Source organism: Streptomyces sp. NPDC050121, from assembly GCF_044460385.1.
Classification (GTDB): Bacteria; Actinomycetota; Actinomycetes; order Streptomycetales; family Streptomycetaceae; genus Streptomyces; species Streptomyces soliscabiei.
Genome location: NZ_JBITJV010000034.1, coordinates 23,213 through 41,720 on the forward strand (window position 1 = coordinate 23,213; position 18,508 = coordinate 41,720).

Here is an 18,508-nt window from a genome sequence, read left to right on the forward strand (position 1 = left end):
GCCTCACACCTCCTCGTCGTCCGGGCTCTCGACGAACTCGACATCGGCGATGATCGAGGTGTTGGCGTCGACGGACACGTCGCCCGTCGGGCTCTTGTACATGTACGTCTGCACGGACAGGGTCTGCGTGGTGCCGCGCAGCGCGCTGGTGATGGCGTAGTTGTCCGCGAGGACGATCGTGGAACGCCGGGTGTTGTTGCCCTGGTCGTCGTCGATGCCGGTGTCCTGCCCGAGAAGGGAGCCGAACTTGGTCTGCATCCGCGCGAACACGTCGGCCTTCGTCATGCGGAAGCCCGCGAACGTCATCACGATCTTGGCCCGGGTTGCCCACGACGGCACGTCGATGTCCCAGGACGCCACGCCGGGCCAGTTGTGCCACTTGTTGTCGGAGTAGGCCAGCGTTGACAGGCTGTCGGGGAACGCGGTGTAGAGACGTCGGTCCCGGCGAGGGCTGACCATGTCCCGCAGGTCCTTGATCATCGCTTGGGTGATGGCCGAGGTGTTCGCGGGGATGTCGATGCGGGCCAGGGTGATCGCCGAGTCGTTGGGACGGACCTGTCTGACGTCGGTAACCGTCTTGGCCACTCCGGAGATGATCCGCGTGAAGATGTACGGCCCGACCACGGGGTCCGAGGGGTTCGGCCAGGTCTCTCCGTAGGAGTACGGGTTTTCGACCCGGGCCACGACCAGGTCCGAGCGGGCAGACGTGCCGGTCCCGGCGACGTTGACCGTGTCCGACGTCGGCAGTCGGCCCGCGTACGCCTGGTACGTCGACCCGGTGGCCCGGTTGATGATCGCGCATGCTCCGGGGCGTACCTGGATCTGGGCCGCCGGCGACGACAGCGCCTTCACGGCCAGGTCCCCGGAGCCGACCACCCCCTGCGCACCGCCGAACGCTGCGTACGCCAGAAGCCGCGCCACCTCACTGCTGTGCTCGGCGCCGCCCTCGGTGAACCACGGCACGCTGTCCCACGCCATCTCTGCTTCTCCTCGCTGCTGGTCCTGGTGGACAGCGGAGGATCACGGGCCTGTCGCGCTTATGTCGCGTCCTGGTGGCCTACAGGTAGGCGTAGGCGTCGCGCCAGGCCACCGTCATGAACGCCGTGGCGGTTGCGTCGGTGCCGCGCAGTACGAAGTCCTGCCGGCCGGGCGGGATGAGCAGGTCCTCGAGCAGCGGTGAGCCCCTGGTGAGGAGGCCCGCAACGCTTCCGCTGCCGCGCAGGACCGTGCGGACCCACGGCCGCGGGTCGACGGTGACCTTCTCGCCCGCCTTGAGCGTCAGGTTCAGGCCCAGCTTCCACCTGCCGACCAACTCGCACACCGGTTGGGAGATCGGTCCGGTGATGGTGATGACCGGCCAGGCCGGGCGGTTGCCGCGCACGACGATCTCGCCGGGGACGCGCACGCTTCCCTCGCCGATCATCGTCAACGGGTCCTTGAGCGGGCCCACGATGCCGCGGTGCGGGGGCGGGGCCATATCGACGCGCACGCTCTGCTCGACGTCGTCGAAGCTGCCCGTGTGCGCCGTGGCGAACGTGGCGACGACGGGCGTGTACCCCTGGCGCGTCAGCTTCGACGCTGCCTTCGCAAGCTGGCGCGGCCGCCCGTACCAGCGCCGTGCCCGGCCGCCCTGCGTCGTCGACAGCACTGCGGGCGTGGCCATGCGGTCGCGCACCGCCTTCGCGTCCCACGCCTGCTTCATGACCGATACCGCGTCCAAGTTCGCCCCATGCCGGTCAAGCAGGGTGCTTCCGGCGTCGACGGTGTCGACTCCGACCTCGAACGTGATGATGGCGCCCGTGGTGTAGTCCTGGCCGTGCCGGATACCGTCCTCCCGCGGGAGCGGGGTGTCGCCGGCCGTGATGTCGGTGTCCTTCACCTCGAAGTCGTCGAGCAGGTAGTACCCCGTCCGCTCGGTCCCGAAGGTGAAGGCGGCGCCCGGGTGAACACCGTTCGCGCTGTACGTCAGCTTGAATTCGCCCTCAGCCAGAGGCATACGCACCTCCCAGTTTGATGCGGCGCAGTTCGAACATCGCGTCGCCCAATGCCTGGCTCGGGCTTGTGGGGGCGCTGGTCATGTTCAGGTTCAGGTCACCGCCGACGAGCGGAGTGGACGCCGGGGCGGTGCTCGCGCGGGGCCTGGTCGTGGTCAGGCTGGAGCTGCGCACGCCGCCGGCCGCGTACTGGCGGAGGGCGCCCTGAGCGAAGTACACGACCTGTCCGCCGAACATCTGCGCAACGCGCTGGAGGATGGCCTCGCTGCGCTTGCGCTTGCCGGGGGCCAGAGGGATGTAGGCCTCCCCCTGAGTCTCCGGCTCATTCCATATGCGCATTTCGCCCGGCCGCCCGATCTGCGCAATGTGCCGCTCAGCCCCGGCCGCGAACGCCTTGATGCGGTTGGTCGCCGCGCGGATGCCGCCGTTGGCGTAGTGCACGATGCCGCCGTCCGCGTGCGTCCGTACGACGGCCGGCTTCCCTGACTCGGTGTACTGCACCGTGACGTTGACGGTCTTGCCGGTGAGGCCGTTGATCGCTCCCTGGATGCGCTGCACATTGGCCAGCGGCGACGCAGTCGGGGCGGTGATCCTCACCGTCTTGCCATTCGAGCCGTCGACGGTCTTGATCTTGTATCCAAGGTCTTTCAGCGCCTGCTGTGCGGTCTTCGTCGGTGCCTTGACGTCGATGCTCTTGCCCTTGGGCAGGCCCGCGACCTTCTCCTGGACACTTTTGAGGTCGCCCGCGGCCTTCTGGATGATGGCCTGGACGGTCACCTTCTTCTTGTCCGGGGCGTTGGCGATGTCCGCGGCCAGGGCTGCGATGTTCACGCGCGCGCCGCCGGTGGGGGCGGTGACGCTGACCTTCTTGGACCCCGGAACCTTCGTCACGGTGAAGCCGAGGGCCTCGAGCTGCTGCCGGGCCGCGGCGGTGGGCGCATCAATCTTGATCGACTTGCCCGGCTTGATGCCCTCGAGCTTGCTGCGCAGGCTGAGGATTTCGGCCGTCGCCTGCGGGATTCCCTGGGCGGTGACCAGGGTGGTGATGGTGTCCGGGACGAACCCCATCTGGTCGGCGAGCGCCTTGGCCTGCTCCTTCGGGATGCCGAGGTCCCTGGCGAGAGCGATGGCCTTTGCGCGGGACTGCTCCATGGCGGTCTGGCTCTTGTCCATCGCTTCGGACATGGGCATCAGGCCCTGTTCCCCGGCTTCCTTCGCCCGGGTCGCCACGGCCAGCATGTTGTCGCGCAGTTCCGTGAGCTGGCTGTTGAGGGTCTGGCCGTTCTTCGTCGAGGTGTCGACCAGGTTGTCGTTGCCGACGAGTGCCTTGCCCCAGCCGTCCGCGTTCTCGATGTTCGACTTCATCGTGTCGTCGATCTGGAGCATCACGGCGTTGAGCTGGGCCTCGGCGTCGTGGAAGCTCTGCGTGTTGCCGTTGAGCGCGTCCAGTGCCCGCTTGAGGGCGTTGACCCGCTCGTCCGCCGACTTCGTCTTGTCGCCGAACGTCTGCACGGCCGCACCGAGACGGTCGTAAGCGGAGTTGCCGGTGGTGCCGGAGTTGTTGATGGCGTCGGCGAGTTCCTTGTGCTTCTTCGCGGCGTCCCCGAGCTCGCCCTTCACAGTGCCGAGAGCATCCCTCGCGCGGATCGCTGCGAGGCCCTCGTCGTCCCATGCCTGCGCGGCACCGGACGCGGTGGTCACCCATACCTTGTGCGCGTCGGCCGTCGACTGAAGGTCCTTCTGCAGGGCGTCGAGGGTCGTGCCCTGGCCGAGATAGGCGTTCGTCAGCTCACCGAGGCTGACGCCCGCCTTGGACATCATGTCGACCAACTTGCCCTTGCCGTCGGCCAGTTCCGTGTCCTGTAGGAGCTGAGCGGCCTGGGCCCTCACGTTGGCGTCGATCGCGCCACCGGAGGCGACCAAGGCGTCCGTGAGGGACTGCACGCGCTCCTTGTGGGCCTGAGTGGCGCGGGCCGCCTCTTCCTGCCGTGAGGCGAGGAGACCGAGACCGATAGTGACGCCGGCGAGCGCGATACCGAGCGGGCCGCCTAGGGCCGAGGTGATACCACCGATGGCCCGGGAGGCGACGCGGTTGGCCGCGCCGATCCCGCGCATGGCTCCGGTGAAGCGGTTCCCCTGCGCTGCGGCCCCCGAGTAGGCGAGGCCCATCCGCTGCCACATGGTGATCTGCGGGCCAAGGACGCCGGGGCCTAGGCTGCCGCGCATCGTCGTTCCGAGTCCACGCACGGAGGTGCCCGCGGCCGTGACGGAGGTACCGAAAGAGCGGACCATGTTCCCGACGGCCGTGACCACCTTGAGGGCGAGCATCGTGCCGAGGAAGGTCGCCAACACGGTGTTCGCGCCGGGAATGACGCTCATCAACGTGTTGAAGACGTTCAGCAGTCCACTGAACGCCACGAGCAGGACCCCAAGCCCGGAGCCGGCCGCCGAGAGGTTGCCGATCGCCGTGGCGACGTTCGAGATGACGGAGATGACTGCCGGACCGACGGTCTGTCCGAGGGCGCTGAAGAAGGTGCCCAAGGCCGGCATCAGCTCGGTGCGGATCTGGCGGACCAGGTCGAGGATTCCGCCGTCCTTCATGGACCGGCCCATCCCGCGCATGAGGTCGCCGAACAGGGCGTTGACCTCGTGGATGACCGGCGCAGCGTCGGAGAAGAACTGCTGCATGGCCTTCTGGCCTGCGCCCGAGTTGGCCCAGCGCTCGAACCGCAGCATGCTGCCTTCGAGGCCGTTGAGCAGCGCATTGCCGGTGTCCATTGCGGCCCGGCCGACGCCACCGAAACCCGCGATCAGGCTGCCGGTCGTGCGGCCGAGTTGAGCGGCCTTGTCTCCGGCGTGATCGAGGAATTTGGCGAGGCTGCCGGTCTCCCGGCCTGCCTTCACGGAGGCGCGGAACCACTGGGTCATCCGCTCGCCGCCGCGGGCGACGCGCTCGACGAACGGCCCGCTCGCCACCAGGAAGTCCTTGGTAGCGGACCCCACGTTGGCGAGACTGTCTGTCAGGTGCCCGAGGACCCGCGAGTTCGTCGACGCGATGGTCTTGAAGTCCTTGCGGAACGGACCCGTCTGCATGGCCTCGGCGCCACGTTCCGCGAGGCTGCCCATCTGGGCGGCGGAGTCGCCGAGGGCGTCTTCCAGGAGCGGAAAGACTGACTTCGCCAGGGGCTTGATGTCGTCGGCGACCTTGGAGAAGAACCGGTCGCTGACCGACATGCGGACCTTGCTCCACGCCCCTTGCAGCGAGGAGACGGCCTTGACGGCGTCGCGGGCTGACGGAGAGAGCTTGTCCAGCGCCTCCTGCAGCTTCTTCTGCTGCGCCTCGGTGACCTTGCCGTCCCGCGCGAGCATCTGCTGCGCGGCCGCCGACTGCTTGAGCGCTTCGCCGAACCCACTGAACGCGATCTTCGTCCCGATCGCCGCGGAGCCTGCCGCGGCGATCAGCCCGGGTATCGCGCCGAGGACACCGACCGCGGGCGCGGCCGCTGAGACGAGCGCGGTGAGGCCGGCGCCGTACTGGCCGATGAGGGCGACCGCGGGCTCGAGCAGGGAGACGATCGCGCCGATGCCGAGCATCCGCAGTGAACCGCGGCCGCGGCCGGGCATGCGCATCTGCACTGGCACGTTGACCGGGTTCCGGTCGGCCTCGCCCTGGGCGCCGGTGATCAGGTTCCGCAGACCGCTGAGCAGTCCGCCTCTACGCTCCCCGTCCCCGTCGCCGTTGGGGCGCACGGGGAGGTTGAGGTCGGCGTCGTCGAGACGGCGGCGGATTCCGTCGATCTCGGCGCGGAACCGCTCCTCGTCGACCCTGACCTTGACGGTGGCGGTGACGCCCTTGGACGCCTCCTTGACGACGTCCTTGAGGCGGCGTCGCAGCCCCTTGGCGTCGACCTCCACCTTGATCTTGGCGGCCAGCCCCTCGGCGGCCGATTCGACCTCGGTGCGGAGCTTCGCTGCGAAGCCTGCAAGGTCGGCGACGACCGGCACGTCGAGGCGACCGGCCTGCAGGCCCTCAGCCACTGCGGATCATTCCTCTCTGCATGGCGGCCATGAGCATTTGCCGGTGGCCGGTCATGCGGGGCGCCTGCTGCTCCGGTGGGGGCTGCGCTGGCGGCGGTGCGGAACCGCCGCGCTGGCGCCCTGCGCTGCTGGAGCGGGGCGGGCGGATGACGTGGGTCGGCTCCTCACGCCGCTTGTCTGCGGCCAGGAGCCCGACTTCGTCGACGATCAGGGCCAGGAGTTCCAGGACCTTGGTCCAGCCCCCAGCAGGGGCGGAGCGGACCTGGGAGTCGTCTGGCAGTCCGTCGACGAGGGAGATCAGCCGTCGGACTCCGAGGAATCCGGGCTGTCCTGGTCGGAGCCAGACGCGTCGGGCGTCGATCCGGTGGTATCGGGAGAGGTCGGCTTCGACGTCTGCGAATCGTTCGCGGAGGAGTCGGCCGACCGAAAGAGTTTCCCCAGCTCCACCCCGTAGACGCGGGTCAGAGCGGTCGTCAGACGGACGTAGTCGCCGATGTACGGGCGCTGCTTGAGGAAGTCCTCATGCTGGTCGCGGAGGAGGACGGCGTACGTCTCCCGGATCGCGGCGAGGAACTTCCGCGGCAGGGACGGGCGGCGGAACAGGGCGGTGACGACCTCGGTGATTCCCGCGTCACCTTCGGCGGAGTCGATGACGTCGCCGAGGAGCCCGACCAGGTCCAACTCGTCCGAGAGGATCGGGTCGAGGGCTTCGGCCGGCAGTTCCGCGGGGAAGATGAACTGCTCTCCGCCGAACTTGACCGGGATGCCGTCGGGGTACTGGACCTCACGGCGTTCCGCGTCCAGGTCGATGACGTACGACATGTGCGTGACCTCTCGTGTCTGCGTAGCTGAGTCGCGGGGGTGCGGCAGCGCGCGGACAGTGGCAAGCCGTCAGGGCTTGTGTCGCGCGCTGCCGAGAGAGGTCACGCCGTCAGGTCGAACGCCGGGTCGTCGGTGATGACATACCAGGCGTCGAGGTCGTCGCCGCCCTGGACGGCGAGGCGCAGAGGAAGGACGGCTTCCTTGGTCTTGGCGAGGTCGCCGGAGACGCCTTCCATCTGCATGCAGCGCGGAAAGACGAACCGGTAGTGCTTGCCGCCGTCGATGACCTCGACGACGGCCATCACCTCGGTACGGCCGCCGATCTTCGGCGGGGAGAACTTGTAGTGCTTGACACTGGTCTGGCCGGCCACGGTGATCTCGCTGATCTCGCCGCCGCCGTACACGGCCTTGAAGTTCTCGCCGGACCACTGCTGCAGGTCGATTTCGATCGTCGCCGCGTCCGTGGTCTGGAAGGTCCGGGTCGGGTAGGAGGACTGGGCACTTCTGACTTGCTCGAAGTTGGGCTCGGTGTTGAACTTCAGGCTGTCCTCGGTGGAAAGGCCGCAATTTCGGAGGGCTTCGGGCATCGCCGACGTGGCGTCGGCCGGCGCCGTGGACCCGACAGGTCCCAGGTAGATCCGAGTGACTGCGGGGATGACGATCTGGTTGCTGTTGGCTTCGCCTGCCATGACGTGCTCTCCAAGGGGGTCCGGTGGTAAGGCCGGGCCACCTTGGAGAGCCGAGGTGGTTAGCGTCGCGTCGTCAGGGGTGGAGGGTCACGGAGAGGTTCAGCAGCCATCGGGGTTGGCCGTCGACGAGTGGTGACCAGAGGAGGAGGCCGGAGGGTTTCACGCCGTTGATGACCGGCTGGCCGGGCGTGTGTGGGGCCTCGACGATGCTCTGGGCGGCCTGCGCGCAGCCGACGAGGATGCGCCGGAGTTCGGCCTTGCCCGGCCAGCCGCCCGGGTCTCCGTGGACCTCGAGAGTCACCTCCGGAGCGGTGGCCCATCGGAAGTCGCGGAGGTCGCCGCCGGGGCCGTGGCCGATGACCAGGTGCGGCCACGGCGCTTCGGCGATGCCGGATACTCGTCCGGGGCCGCCGAGGGCATCGGCGGCCTCGGCGCTCTGCTGGAGCCAGGCCAGGAGAGCGGATACCGGGTCGGCGTCCGCGAGGGTCAGCTCGGTCATCAGGTGCGAGCGGTGAAGCCCTGACCGCGGAGACGGCGGGCGTAGTCCGGGGAGACGATGATCTCGGCGCCGGGCGTGTAGTCGGTGCCGTCGATGCGCAGGTGATGCGACAGGGTGACGGTCACCGGCTCCTGGCCCTCGCCGAGGGGCGGGCCGACGACCGGGGCGCGGCTTGCAGTGTGCTCGGGGCGGGCCCCAGTGCTTTCGGTGGTGGCCGCGACGGATTCTTCGGTCTCGGCGGCGGTCCGCTTGGTGGTGGTGTTCGTAGCCATAGCGCGCACTGTGGAGGCAACGGCCCGCTAGCGTCGCCTCCTAGACCTAAGGGGAGGGAACACATGAATCGCGTGACCGGTTTCTGGTCTGAGACTGCGCCATCGGCAAAGTGGGCGACCTATATTTGTCTACCGCTGGGCGTCACGATGACAGCTTTTGGGGTTTACGGCGACACTGTCGGCTGGTGGGACAACTTCGGCTTCCTGACTAACTTGCTGTCAAGCATGACGAGTGTGCTCTTCGGAATCCCGACAGCTCTTGTCGTGTTGGGATGGCTGAACACTCATCAGGCCGAGACCCAAGCGCGGCTGTCGATCAGGCGACGGGCCAAGAAGGGCGCTGCACGCGTGCGTGACGCCTTGAACCTGCGCGTCGCAGAAGACGTACGGGCGAACCTTCCCTCAGCTTTTGAGAGAGCATCCGATGCGAACGACCAGGCCAGGATGGCTCTACAGCGCTACCGTCAGAGATCGGACAGCGAAAGATACGAGGTTCTACGCGAGACTGCAGCTGCGCGAGACAACGCCCTGACTGCACTCTTCCCCGCCAATCCTTCCTACCGTGACTCGGAGTGGTTCAACGAGATCATCTTGAGCTGGCGGTCTCTCGACGAAGATGTTCGACCTCGTCTCGAAGAGCTGGACTTGCGGTGGCTGCCTAATCCCCGGTATTCGGATATGCGGAAGGCGGTACAGGTCCTCGAAAAGACTCCTTCCATCAGCATGGTGGAGCATCACGTTCAGGAGTTGCGTAACCGAAGAGACGGAAACCCCGCATCATTGCGTCTCCTCGACAGCGGCATCAATTCCGCGCGGGAAGTACTTCGCGCCCTTGTGACCGTGAGCCGGGTGACCGTTGAGCTGGAGGACATCGGAGCCTAGCGGCGGCTGGCGACGATGGCAGCGCCACGGGACATGAAGTGCGCGCCGTCGGCGACGAGGTTGCCGGGGTAGACCGTGCCGACTTCGGCCTCGACGACCAGGTGGCCGCGGGCGGTGACGGTCACGGTGACCTTCTTCCCGGAGACGACGGGCGGGCCGGTGTTGATGTTCCTTGCGATGCCGTCCGGGTCGCTGTGGGTTGTGCACCGGCAGTTCTTGATGTTGGCGACGGCGCGGGAGGACTGGTCCTTGGGCTCTCGCATGTACGTCTTGTCGCCGAGGCCGCGGTGCCGGCGGTCCCAGTCCATGGAGTTGATGGCGAATCGCAGGTTGCCCGGGACCTCTTGGCCCTGGGCGGCGACGTGGGTCGGGCGCACCTTGTCGTCGCCGACGGTGATCCAGCGCTTGACCGGCGGGGCGAGCCGCTTGGCCTCGATCTCCACCTGCTGAGCGATCCGTTGGACGTGGGGCGCCACCATCCGGGCGAGCGCCTCCTCGAGCCCGGGGGCGGCCGTGAACTTCGCCATCAGGGGATCTCCGGCGGGTTGAGGGTGGCAGTTGCCTGGACATAGTCGGCGTCGGAGTATCTGGGCACGGTGTGGTTGCGGGCGCTGGTCAGGGTCCAGGACCTGCCGGTCTCGTCCTCGATGGTGTCGCCCTCCTTGACCGGCCATGCCTGCGGGTCGAGGCGTACCGACCATGAGCCGTCGGTCTGCTCGAGGACCGACCCGGGCCAGGTGCCGCGCGGGGCCGGCTTCTGATTTGGGTTCGGCGGTACGGGCACGCCGTTGGCGTCGCGCTCCCAGGGGTGGGCGAGCGCGCGCACCGTCAGCGTGGCATTCGGCAGCACGACGGCCATGCGGGGCAGCTCCTGTTCAGCGGCGGCGGTAGCGGGTGGAGGAGTACGGCCACGGCGGGCGCGGCGGGGTGGCGAGCGACTGCCACAGGCGGCGCTTCAACCGGGACAGGGTGTCGATGGTCGGCAGGGCGCCGGCCTGACCGGTCGTGGGCGCTGAGTCGTACGAGATCGACTGTCCTTCAGCACTCACGGAGGAGACGCGGCGGCCCTGGGCGCCGACGCCGCCGGGCCGGTTGCGTTCGGACTCCGCGGCGTGGGCGGTGACGTAGCGGACGACCGGGTCTTCGGCGGCGCCGTCCAGGCCCACGAGGAGGTCGACGTCGTACGCGCCGTCCCCGCGGTCGCGGTAGGCGGACACCTGCCAGTCGTCGTCGATGTCGAACGGCCACGCCTCGGGGTCGGTCAGGTCCTCACCGGGGCGCCAGTAGGGCGTGACCGCGGTGCGGGTGACGACGCGCGGAATGAGGGAGCGGCCGAGGTAGCCCTCGACGTCGGCTTGCGCCCGGCGGATCGCGGTCGTGAGGGAGTCGCGCTGGGAGGGGGTGAGCGGGAGCGGAACGCCGAGGTCGTCGGCGACGGCTTCCGGGGAGGTGGCGAGCCCCAGCCCGAGGGGGAGGTCCAGCCGTACGGACTGGTCCTTGACGGGCTGGGCGCCGTTGCTCGGGGTGAAAGTGACGGTCGCCCAGTACCGGCCGGGTAGCACGTCGGGCAGCGCGAACCGGTACGTCCCGGGACGCAGTCGAGTGCCCGGCCCTGCCGCGGCAACTTCGGTGGTGCGTTCCGGGCCGTCGTAGAGGACGAGGCTCGTGACCTGCCCTCCGGCCGGTTCGGGGTCGTAGTGCGCCCCGCCGTACATGGGTTCGTAGTCGATGACCGACACCCCGGCCTCCCCTACTTCTCGGTGCTGGTGGCGTCGGCCTGCGCGACCAGGCGCTCGCGGATGCGGGCGGCGATGCTCTCGGAGACGTGGGCGCCCTTGGGCTGCAGCAGCCGCTCGATCGGGTTGCGGTGCGGGCCCACGTAGGTCCGCTCGACCAGTCGGACGGTGCAGCGGAGGGTGGAGCCGTACGGGGTGACGGGCTGGAACACGGCGTCGATGTCGGCCGGGGGTTCCTTGGTGGCGTCGTCGAGGATGACCTCGGCGATGTCGTCGGGGATGACCTCGGTCGGGGAGACGTAGCCGGGCTCCGCCGGGGGCTCGGGGGCCTCGTGAACGGCCGGAGGCTCCAGCGGGGCCACGTCGGGCGCCTTCGGGCTGGTCTCGGCCGCGGGGGACTCCTCGGCGCCCGCCGAGGAGTTGGATTCCTCGGTGGCCAGATCGCCCGAGGGATCGGCGGTGGTCTGCTCGGTCTCGGCGACGGGGGTGTCGCCGGCCTCCGTGGGCTTCGCCGCGGTGGTCTTACGGGTGCGGGTGGTGTTGCCTGCCATGGGTGGCTCCCTCTCGGGTGGTGGTCCGGTCGGCGCGCACCCTGCACACCGGGCGGCGCTTGTGTCGCGCCCTGTCGCTGCGGTGGGCAGCGCGGACGCACAGCGGTACCGGGCGTCCCCACAGACAGGGCACAGGGGACGCCCGGCGCCCGGGATCAGGCGGTGTAGGTGAAGCCGTTGGTCTTGGTGACGTTGCCGGCGTCGTCGACGAGGACGACGTTCGCCGCCCCGGACGCGCCTGCGGGCGTCTTGACGCGCAGCTCGGTCGCGGAGACGACCTTGAGTTCGGTCCCGGCGGTCGCGCCGAAGTTCACCGCGGAGACGCCGTCGAGGGCGCTGCCGGTAATGGTGACGGTGGTGCCGCCCGCGGCCGGGCCGGTGGCCGGCGTGACGGTGTCGATCGTCGCCGTGGTGAACAGCCGGTCGATCACCGACTGAGGGACGATGTCCCCGGCCTCGTAGAGCAGGTGACGGCGGGAGCCTTCGGGGCGGCCGTCGCCGCGGCCGTACGGCTCGGTCTGGTAGACGTTCTCGGTGATGCGCTTGGGCGGGTCGGTGAGCGCGGCGGCCGGGAACGCCGCCTTCGTGATCCGCTGCCCGTTCTCTCGGTAGAGCCCCATGGGTTTCCTTCCGCTGCTTCCGGTGTGGTGGCCGCGGAAGGATGGGGGACAGAGAAAGCTACGGTCGCGCCCTGGGTGGGCTTGCACAATTACGCAAGAACGATCTTGGTGCCCCTCACAGGAGCCGAAGGTCGTCCCAGCCGTCGGGACCGATGCTGAACACGAGGAGGCCGGACGCGGACACCTCTCCACTGCGCGCGGTGTACCAATCGGACCCGTTGTCGAGGGTGGGGGCTTGAATCCACAGTCGGCCGTTGCCGACCTGCTGGGCGCGGAAGTGGTGGAAGTGGCCGGTGATCAACACGTCCGCGTCGGCGATCGGCTGCCGCCCGAAGGTCTGTCCGCGCCACCAGTCCACGGCCTTATCCGGCCGCGGGTATTGGTGCCCGTGCGACAGGCCCACGATGGTGCCGGCAACGTCCAGCGACACCGACTCCCGCCACCGTTCCGGCATGACGAAGCTGACGTGCCCGTAGGCGTCCTGGTTGCGGGCGTACGCGTCGGCGATCTGCGACAGGACTTCAAGGCCCCAATCGTCGCTGGGCGGTCCGACAGCCTCACGGCCGCGTCGCACTCGGCCGTGATTCGAGCCGCACGTCGCGGCGACGACGCGGCCGAAGCGTCCGGCTAGGCGGTCCAGGCCCTCGAAGGTGATCCGACGGTGGACGCGGATCATCTCCGTCATGGTCAGGTCGTTGGTGTACGCCTGCTGGGCGGTGTTCTCGTAGTTCTCGACGCAGTCTCCGGCGTCCATCCAGTACGCCGCGGTGGGGCCGCGACCAATGGCCTTGAGGTCGCGTACGTGGTCGTCGAGCTTGTCGAAGCGGTCGGCGACGCGCGCGATCAACTCGGGGGTTCCGCCGTCCCTCCCGACCTTTCCGGCCTGGGCGTCGGCGTAGACCACGACCAGGGCGCGCTCCGCGGTGTCGACCGTTGGTCGGGCCTTGCGGCGGCGGCGCATCGCATCGCGCACGAGGGCGTCGACGTCACCGGTGGACTGCCAGGCGAGAGCGGCCGGTTCGATGACGTACCGGCAGCGCCACACGGCCCGGGTGACGGCGTCGTCGCCCTGGTTGTCGCGGTGCCAGGCGGCTGGGTCGTGCTTGGCCTCCACGAGGCGGACGCGGAACCCGTCGGGGACGGCAAGTCCCATCTCCTCGACGCGCTCGCGCCAGTCAGCTTCGCCGCCGGGCTTCGCCTCAGTGGGCGGGGCCGTGACGACCATCGTGCCGCCGGGCTCGAACCGGACTCCTGCCTCCCAGCCGCGGGGGGCGGCCGGCAGCGTGCGCTGTGCCTGCGCGGGGTGGCTCTGCTCGGGGGAGGCCGGTTCGAGGAGCGCCTGCAGGTCGCTGTCCAGGCTCATCGCTCGCACCGGCATCCGTTGGACTGCCCGCGGCGCCGGTGCCGGGCGACGGTGTACGCGGTGACCGCGTCGCCGTACCGGCTGAGGGTGTCGGCGATGGACTTCGCCGTGACACGGTCAGAGTCCAGGGCCGCGCGCAGGGATGCCGTTGCCTTCTCATCTGCGGCGGCCAGGAACGCCCCGATGCTGCACTGAGGGCCCCGGTGGGTGGCGGGGGCGTTGGCAAGCGCGTCCAACTCTGCCGCGAGGCCAAGGGGTTGTATCTCGATCACCGGCGTCCTCCGTGGTCGTGGTGGTGGTACGTGGAGGGGGCGCGCCCGCCTACGGCGGGACACACCCCTCACCCGCGTCCGGGTCAGCCGGTGGGCTGCGTCCAGGTGCCGATGACGAACGACTCGGGACGCGGAACCTCAAGGGCCACGCGCTCGTCCGCACGGAAGGTGATCAGCCCCTTCTCGAAGTTCTCCGCGTTCTCCGAGGAGACGGTGACGCTGACGTTCTCCCTGTCGTGCAACTGGGCGCCCAACCCGAAGGCGCCGATCAGGAAGTCCGTGTCTGCCATGGCCGTGGTCTCGACGACGTTCAGCCTCCACACTTTCTTCTCCGCGCCGATGGCGACGGCGACGGCGACGCGGAACGCGCCGTTGTCGTCCTCTTCGACCTCGACGTGCTCCCACATCGTGGGCGACAGGACGATGCCGGTCGGCTCGTACTCAGCCAGGAGCGCCTTGGTGATGGCGCGCCGGATCTGGACGCTGTACTTGTCGGCCGCAAGGCCGGTGTACTGCTGGACGCCCGGCGTGTTGTAGATGCCGGTGAGGGACTGGCCGTCGCCGACGGAGTGGAGCAGGTCCCAGTCCTCCTGGTACTTGACCCCCTCGACCATGCGCCCATTGATGAACGTCTTCAGACGCGGTTCGTCCGTGAGGATGTTCTTGTGGGAATCGATCAAATGCGCGATCTCGGCAACCGGGTACATCACCGGCGTAAGGGCCAGCTTGGACCGCGGTGCGCGGCCCCAGGTGTCGGTGTCCGCGCCGGTCGCCGGACTGGTCCCGTCGGCGGCGTAGCGCTCCTTCACCTGGCGGGCGTTGTTGGTCCAGCCGGTCTCTCGGGCGCCGTAGAGGACGGCCTGCTTGGTCGAGGACTTCGGGAACAGATCCCGGATGTGGAACTTGCGGAACTGCCGTTCGGCGATGCCCAGGTTCTGGACGCTGCCGAGGGTCTGGTGCGTGACGGTGCCCGCGGACAGGGAGAAGATCGACTTCCCCTCCATCGCGGAGCGGATGTACGGGCGGTCGTCGAACCCAGAGGCGCTGGCGCGCTTGAAGGAGTCGGACTCGATGAACAGGTCACCGAGGGACTTCTCCTCCAGGGTCGGCGTCTTGCCGTAGTGCGCGGCCGCGGCCGGCGTGGTCTCCGGGGTGTCGAGGTACTGCTTGACCTCGATCAGGCCCTGCTCGGCGTCGATGAGGGACTTGATCTCCTGCGCCTCGCTGGAGATCCTACGGAACTTCGTGGCCTGCTCGGTGGAGACGACGAACCCGCCGTCCTCGACCTTGAAGGACTTGCTGATCTCCTCGGCCTCGGCGCTCTTGGCCTGGAGCTGCTTCTGCAGTTCCTTGATGCGAGCGTTGTCGGGCATTGCTGCTCTCTCCCTGGTGCTGGGGTGCGGTTGACGTGCGTCGCTCCGCCCGGCCAGCACCGGGACAGCCTCAACGCGAGGCGGGAGTGAAGAGGGAGAGAGGGGTTAACGTCGCGCGCTGCCCGCTCAGGGAGTCAAGAGCGGGCAGCGCATAGGTTTGACCTGCGGTTTTTCGTCATGCCGTTGGAAAGGCACCGAGAGCGGGGGAAGCTGGGTCGCGCGACTCAGCTCCGCATCATGGCGAGCACGGACTTCACTTCGTCCTCGTCCAGCCGGACCGTGTCCGGGTCGTCCTCCGCGTCGACGTCCTCCTCGGCGGGCGGCGGAGCCGCCTCCGTGGGTACCTCGTCGTTCTCGTCGTCGGCGAACGTGTAGTCGTCCCACAGGTCCATGCCGGTGGGGCCGGCCAGGCGGTCCCGGGCGGGGGCGGACGTCGGCTCGCTGGCGTCGCCGGCGACGTCGAGGCCCTTCGCGGACAGGGCGGCGATCAGCGTGCGCACCTTGTCCCGTACGCCCGTGAGTTGGTCCGGGTCAGCCTCGGTGGTGTTGATGCGGGCGGTGGCGTCGGCGAGGGCTTCCACTGTGGGCTGCACGACGCGGGCGTCGACGTCTTCCGCGTCGGTGGCCGTGCGTTGTGCGCTGGCGCCCTCCGGGAGTACGACCGTGGCGAGTTCGACGGGCTGAGGGGTGCCGAGGCTGATCTCGCCATTCGTGGCGGCCGTGTAAGGGATGGCGTAGTAACTGCTGCGCCGCTCGTCCTCGCTGTGTACGGACACGATGACGCGGTCCGGGTAGGTGCCTTCGACGCACGTCCAGGTCTGGCCGTCCTGGTCGAGGAGTTCGCGGACGCTGTCGGAGAGGCGGGCACGGAACTGCTCTTGGGACTCGGGCAGGGGGGTGCGGGACATCACAGAAGCCTCCGAGAGGGGCGTGGGATGGCTCTTGGCCTCGGCGACCGTGGAGCGGGCGGACTTGTGCTCGATGCGCGGCTGGACGGAGCGGGCGGCGGCTACTGCGACGTGCGCGGACTTCGCTTCCGTGGTGCCGAGAGCGGCGTAGGTGTTCATGACGCCGGCGGCGAACTGCTCGGCCTCGGCGCTGGGCTTCTTGGCCGCCGGGCCCTGCGGCAGGGTGGCGCCTGCCAGGAGGGACCAGGGGGTCTCACGGCAGGCGGGGCGGAGCAGGGACATGTCGGGGAGGGCGGTGATCGGCCACCAGGCGGTGACCTCTGGCGTTTCGCCCTGGGGGTCGTCAGGGTTGGTCACCCGTCGTTCGCTGGGGGGCTGGTTCAGGGGTACGTGGGACTCGCCGGGGACTATGGCTACGAACCCGCGATAGATGCCGTTCGGGGCGGTCCAGGAGCCGACTACGCTTGCCGATCCGGGGAGTTCGGCGCCGGTCTCTTCCTGCCACTCGCGCAGCGCCGCGGCGAGCGCGTCCTCGTCCTTCTCCAGGTGGCCGCCGGGGAACTCCCAGGTTCCAGCGGCCGGGTCCTCGTCGTCGAGTGCGCGCTGGATGAGCAGGACGCGGCCGGTGTCCTCGGCCTTGAGGACGAGTCCGGCGACCTTGATGCGGTCCTCGTCTTTCCCTGTGTCGAGTTCGACGACGTTTGGCGTCGCCTTGTACTCCATGCCGGGGTTGGCCGCGGCCTTGACCTCGAGCGCCCGGGTCATCGGGTGCGCGCCGTGCAGGACGGGGCTCACTTCGAACAGGTCGAGGCGGTGGATGACGCGGACGCCGTCACCGCGGCGGGTGGCTCCGTCTGCGGGCACGCGGTAGCCGATGGAGAACGCGGCCTCGCCGTGCTCGTACCACTGCTTGACCTGCTCGTAGGTGTCGCGGCCCTTGCTGGTGCGCCGGTTGTACTCGACGGTTGCGACCAGCGCGCCGGCCTCGGCGGGCCAGTCGGGGACGTCGGCGAACCTGGGGTCGCCGGGTAGCCACTCCTCCACGTGCAGGACGACGCCGACGGCGTCCTTCCATTCGTGGTGCCATACAGCCTTGACGCGACGGGTGGCCAGGGTGTGGGCGAAGGCGCCGGGGACGATGAGGTCGTTGACCTCGTCGACCACGCCAGTGACGGCGTAGATTGCCCGGCTGGTGCCTCGCAGGGTGTTCGGGTGTGACGATCTGGTGGGTGGAGCGCTCGGCACGGCGGGGAACCTCCGGCGGTGGACAGTGGGCCGCCGGGCACCGTGTCGTTCGCGTCTGGCTAACGTCCTGCGCTGGCTCCTGCAGGTTCCTGGGCGCCCTCGGCCGTCGAACGCGCCGTGATGTAGCCGCGGGTCCAGAACTGATAGCCGAACTGCTGCTCCGCGTTGCCGAACCTGTTGTACGGGCTGGAGTCAGCGGGGTCGCCCGCCTCGAAGGCGGCCTTGCCCTCCTGCTGGAGCGCGAGGGCGGTGCTGCGGTTCAACTGCACGTCAGCTCCCTTGCTGGAACATCGAGTCCTGTACGCCGCGGTTGCCGGGTGGGGCGTCCGCGGGCGGGGCGGAGGGGTCGTCGGCCTGGCTGTGCGTGCGGGTCATGTGCGCGCCGTCCACGTCGATCGCCCACGCGTCCGGATCGGTGTAGCGCCACACCTGGCCCGTACCGTCCCTGACCCACCCGGTCAGTGTGCCGTCTGGGGCCCGGTCCAACCAAGCCTGTTCACCGTTGCTGCCGGTGTACGCGGAAAAGGAGTCGGCCGGGTCGGTCTCGTCTCCCTCGTCGTACATGTCGCCGGCCCACGGCCGGGCGTCGTCGGCTGGCGGCTCCGGTGCGTCGACCGGCTCCTCGCCCTCGGCCGGGGGCTCGGCTCTCTCTGCGGGTGGTTCGGCGGCTGGTTCCTCTGGCGGCGCGGCCGGGTCCTCGGGCGGCGCCAGGGGGTCCTGGCCCATGTCGGCGGAAGGGTCTTCGAAGGCCGCTGAGGGGTCGTCACCTTCGAGCGTCTCCTCCTCTGTGCCCTCGGGCTGCTCGTCGTCTTCTTCGTCCCCGAACGGCTTACCGCCCTTGGGGAGAGCCTTGATGGCGAATCCGTATCTGGTCACGGGCGGAGGATGACGGGCGGGGCCGCTTGTGTCCCGGCCACAACTGCCCCACCCCGGCCCAAGATCGTTCTTGCGCAATTACACAAGCGCCTGAATCACCCGGGAACACTGGCCTGCCGGGGAGCGCCAGGCCCCTCCTCGACGACCCTGGTGTACTCCCGAAGCACTGCGAGCACGGTCGCTTCATCGTCCCCGGCCACCGTACGGACGGGGCCGGTCGGGGACAGGGAGATCGGGCTCCCCTGGTGGAGCTCCACCAGGGCGCTGGCCCGGTACGACCCGATCACCGGGCGGTCGGCCCGCCCGGTGACCTGCACGCTGTAGGTCGCCCCGTCGTCGAACGCGCCGGTGACAGTGAACGGCACGGC

General features: G+C 69.1%; 20 protein-coding genes. 1 reads left to right on the plus strand and 19 read right to left on the minus strand.

The features are described from left to right. Window positions 1–3 precede the first annotated feature (3 nt). The 7 genes from ACIBTS_RS36885 to ACIBTS_RS36915 all read right to left on the minus strand — a co-directional run bounded on the left by ACIBTS_RS36885 (window position 4) and on the right by ACIBTS_RS36915 (window position 8,314). Entirely contained in the window at window positions 4–978 is a 975-nt protein-coding gene (locus ACIBTS_RS36885) for a hypothetical protein (RefSeq protein WP_399325053.1), read from the minus strand. A gap of 79 nt (window positions 979–1,057) precedes the next feature. Further along, the gene (locus ACIBTS_RS36890) at window positions 1,058–1,996 is read right to left on the minus strand and encodes a hypothetical protein (protein ID WP_399325054.1); all 939 of its coding nucleotides are present in this window, start codon (window positions 1,994–1,996) and stop codon (window positions 1,058–1,060) included. Then, the gene (locus ACIBTS_RS36895; protein WP_399325055.1) at window positions 1,983–6,032 is read right to left on the minus strand and encodes a hypothetical protein; all 4,050 of its coding nucleotides are present in this window, start codon (window positions 6,030–6,032) and stop codon (window positions 1,983–1,985) included. The genes ACIBTS_RS36890 and ACIBTS_RS36895 overlap by 14 nt, the downstream gene beginning before the upstream one ends. 297 nt (window positions 6,033–6,329) lie before the next feature. After that, window positions 6,330–6,854 carry a hypothetical protein gene (locus ACIBTS_RS36900; RefSeq protein WP_399325056.1) on the minus strand — a complete coding sequence of 175 codons (525 nt, stop codon included), beginning with the start codon at window positions 6,852–6,854 and terminating at the stop codon, window positions 6,330–6,332. 101 nt (window positions 6,855–6,955) lie between these two features. Beyond that, window positions 6,956–7,543, minus strand: coding sequence for a hypothetical protein (locus tag ACIBTS_RS36905; protein WP_200698108.1), 588 nt, complete (start codon window positions 7,541–7,543; stop codon window positions 6,956–6,958). A 73-nt stretch (window positions 7,544–7,616) separates the two neighbouring features. Beyond that, complete coding sequence (locus ACIBTS_RS36910) at window positions 7,617–8,042, minus strand: hypothetical protein (protein ID WP_399325057.1); 426 nt, start codon at window positions 8,040–8,042, stop codon at window positions 7,617–7,619. Beyond that, window positions 8,042–8,314: a hypothetical protein gene (locus ACIBTS_RS36915; RefSeq protein ID WP_399325058.1), complete on the minus strand. Its 273-nt coding sequence runs from the start codon at window positions 8,312–8,314 to the stop codon at window positions 8,042–8,044. Before ACIBTS_RS36915 ends, ACIBTS_RS36910 begins: the two co-directional genes overlap by 1 nt. 63 nt (window positions 8,315–8,377) lie before the next feature. On the opposite strand from ACIBTS_RS36915, the gene ACIBTS_RS36920 reads away from it, so the two are divergent. Beyond that, entirely contained in the window at window positions 8,378–9,196 is an 819-nt protein-coding gene (locus tag ACIBTS_RS36920; RefSeq protein ID WP_399325059.1) for a hypothetical protein, read from the plus strand. Here ACIBTS_RS36920 and ACIBTS_RS36925 read toward each other — a convergent pair. The 12 genes from ACIBTS_RS36925 to ACIBTS_RS36980 form a co-directional block, all read right to left on the minus strand. Next, window positions 9,193–9,723 (minus strand): hypothetical protein, encoded by a 531-nt coding sequence (locus ACIBTS_RS36925; protein WP_399325060.1) that lies wholly within the window; start codon window positions 9,721–9,723, stop codon window positions 9,193–9,195. The two genes, ACIBTS_RS36920 and ACIBTS_RS36925, sit on opposite strands and share 4 nt — an antisense overlap. Further along, a complete protein-coding gene (locus tag ACIBTS_RS36930; RefSeq protein ID WP_399325061.1) occupies window positions 9,723–10,055 on the minus strand; it encodes a hypothetical protein in 333 nt (110 codons plus the stop codon). The genes ACIBTS_RS36925 and ACIBTS_RS36930 overlap by 1 nt, the downstream gene beginning before the upstream one ends. 16 nt (window positions 10,056–10,071) lie before the next feature. Next, window positions 10,072–10,935: a hypothetical protein gene (locus ACIBTS_RS36935; RefSeq protein ID WP_399325062.1), complete on the minus strand. Its 864-nt coding sequence runs from the start codon at window positions 10,933–10,935 to the stop codon at window positions 10,072–10,074. A gap of 11 nt (window positions 10,936–10,946) precedes the next feature. Continuing rightward, window positions 10,947–11,483 (minus strand): hypothetical protein, encoded by a 537-nt coding sequence (locus ACIBTS_RS36940; protein ID WP_399325063.1) that lies wholly within the window; start codon window positions 11,481–11,483, stop codon window positions 10,947–10,949. 155 nt (window positions 11,484–11,638) lie between these two features. Continuing rightward, the gene (locus ACIBTS_RS36945) at window positions 11,639–12,103 is read right to left on the minus strand and encodes an IPT/TIG domain-containing protein (RefSeq protein WP_399325064.1); all 465 of its coding nucleotides are present in this window, start codon (window positions 12,101–12,103) and stop codon (window positions 11,639–11,641) included. Window positions 12,104–12,218: 115 nt separating this feature from the next. After that, window positions 12,219–13,466, minus strand: coding sequence for a hypothetical protein (locus ACIBTS_RS36950; protein ID WP_399325065.1), 1,248 nt, complete (start codon window positions 13,464–13,466; stop codon window positions 12,219–12,221). Further along, complete coding sequence (locus ACIBTS_RS36955) at window positions 13,463–13,738, minus strand: hypothetical protein (protein WP_399325066.1); 276 nt, start codon at window positions 13,736–13,738, stop codon at window positions 13,463–13,465. Before ACIBTS_RS36955 ends, ACIBTS_RS36950 begins: the two co-directional genes overlap by 4 nt. 83 nt (window positions 13,739–13,821) lie before the next feature. Next, window positions 13,822–15,111 carry a phage major capsid protein gene (locus tag ACIBTS_RS36960; RefSeq protein WP_200698118.1) on the minus strand — a complete coding sequence of 430 codons (1,290 nt, stop codon included), beginning with the start codon at window positions 15,109–15,111 and terminating at the stop codon, window positions 13,822–13,824. Window positions 15,112–15,335: 224 nt separating this feature from the next. After that, window positions 15,336–17,183, minus strand: coding sequence for an NUDIX domain-containing protein (locus ACIBTS_RS36965; protein ID WP_399325067.1), 1,848 nt, complete (start codon window positions 17,181–17,183; stop codon window positions 15,336–15,338). A gap of 140 nt (window positions 17,184–17,323) precedes the next feature. After that, complete coding sequence (locus ACIBTS_RS36970; protein ID WP_399325068.1) at window positions 17,324–17,533, minus strand: hypothetical protein; 210 nt, start codon at window positions 17,531–17,533, stop codon at window positions 17,324–17,326. 1 nt (window position 17,534) lies between these two features. Further along, entirely contained in the window at window positions 17,535–18,140 is a 606-nt protein-coding gene (locus ACIBTS_RS36975; protein WP_399325069.1) for a hypothetical protein, read from the minus strand. Window positions 18,141–18,235: 95 nt separating this feature from the next. Next, window positions 18,236–18,505 (minus strand): hypothetical protein, encoded by a 270-nt coding sequence (locus tag ACIBTS_RS36980; protein ID WP_399325070.1) that lies wholly within the window; start codon window positions 18,503–18,505, stop codon window positions 18,236–18,238. Window positions 18,506–18,508 lie beyond the last annotated feature (3 nt).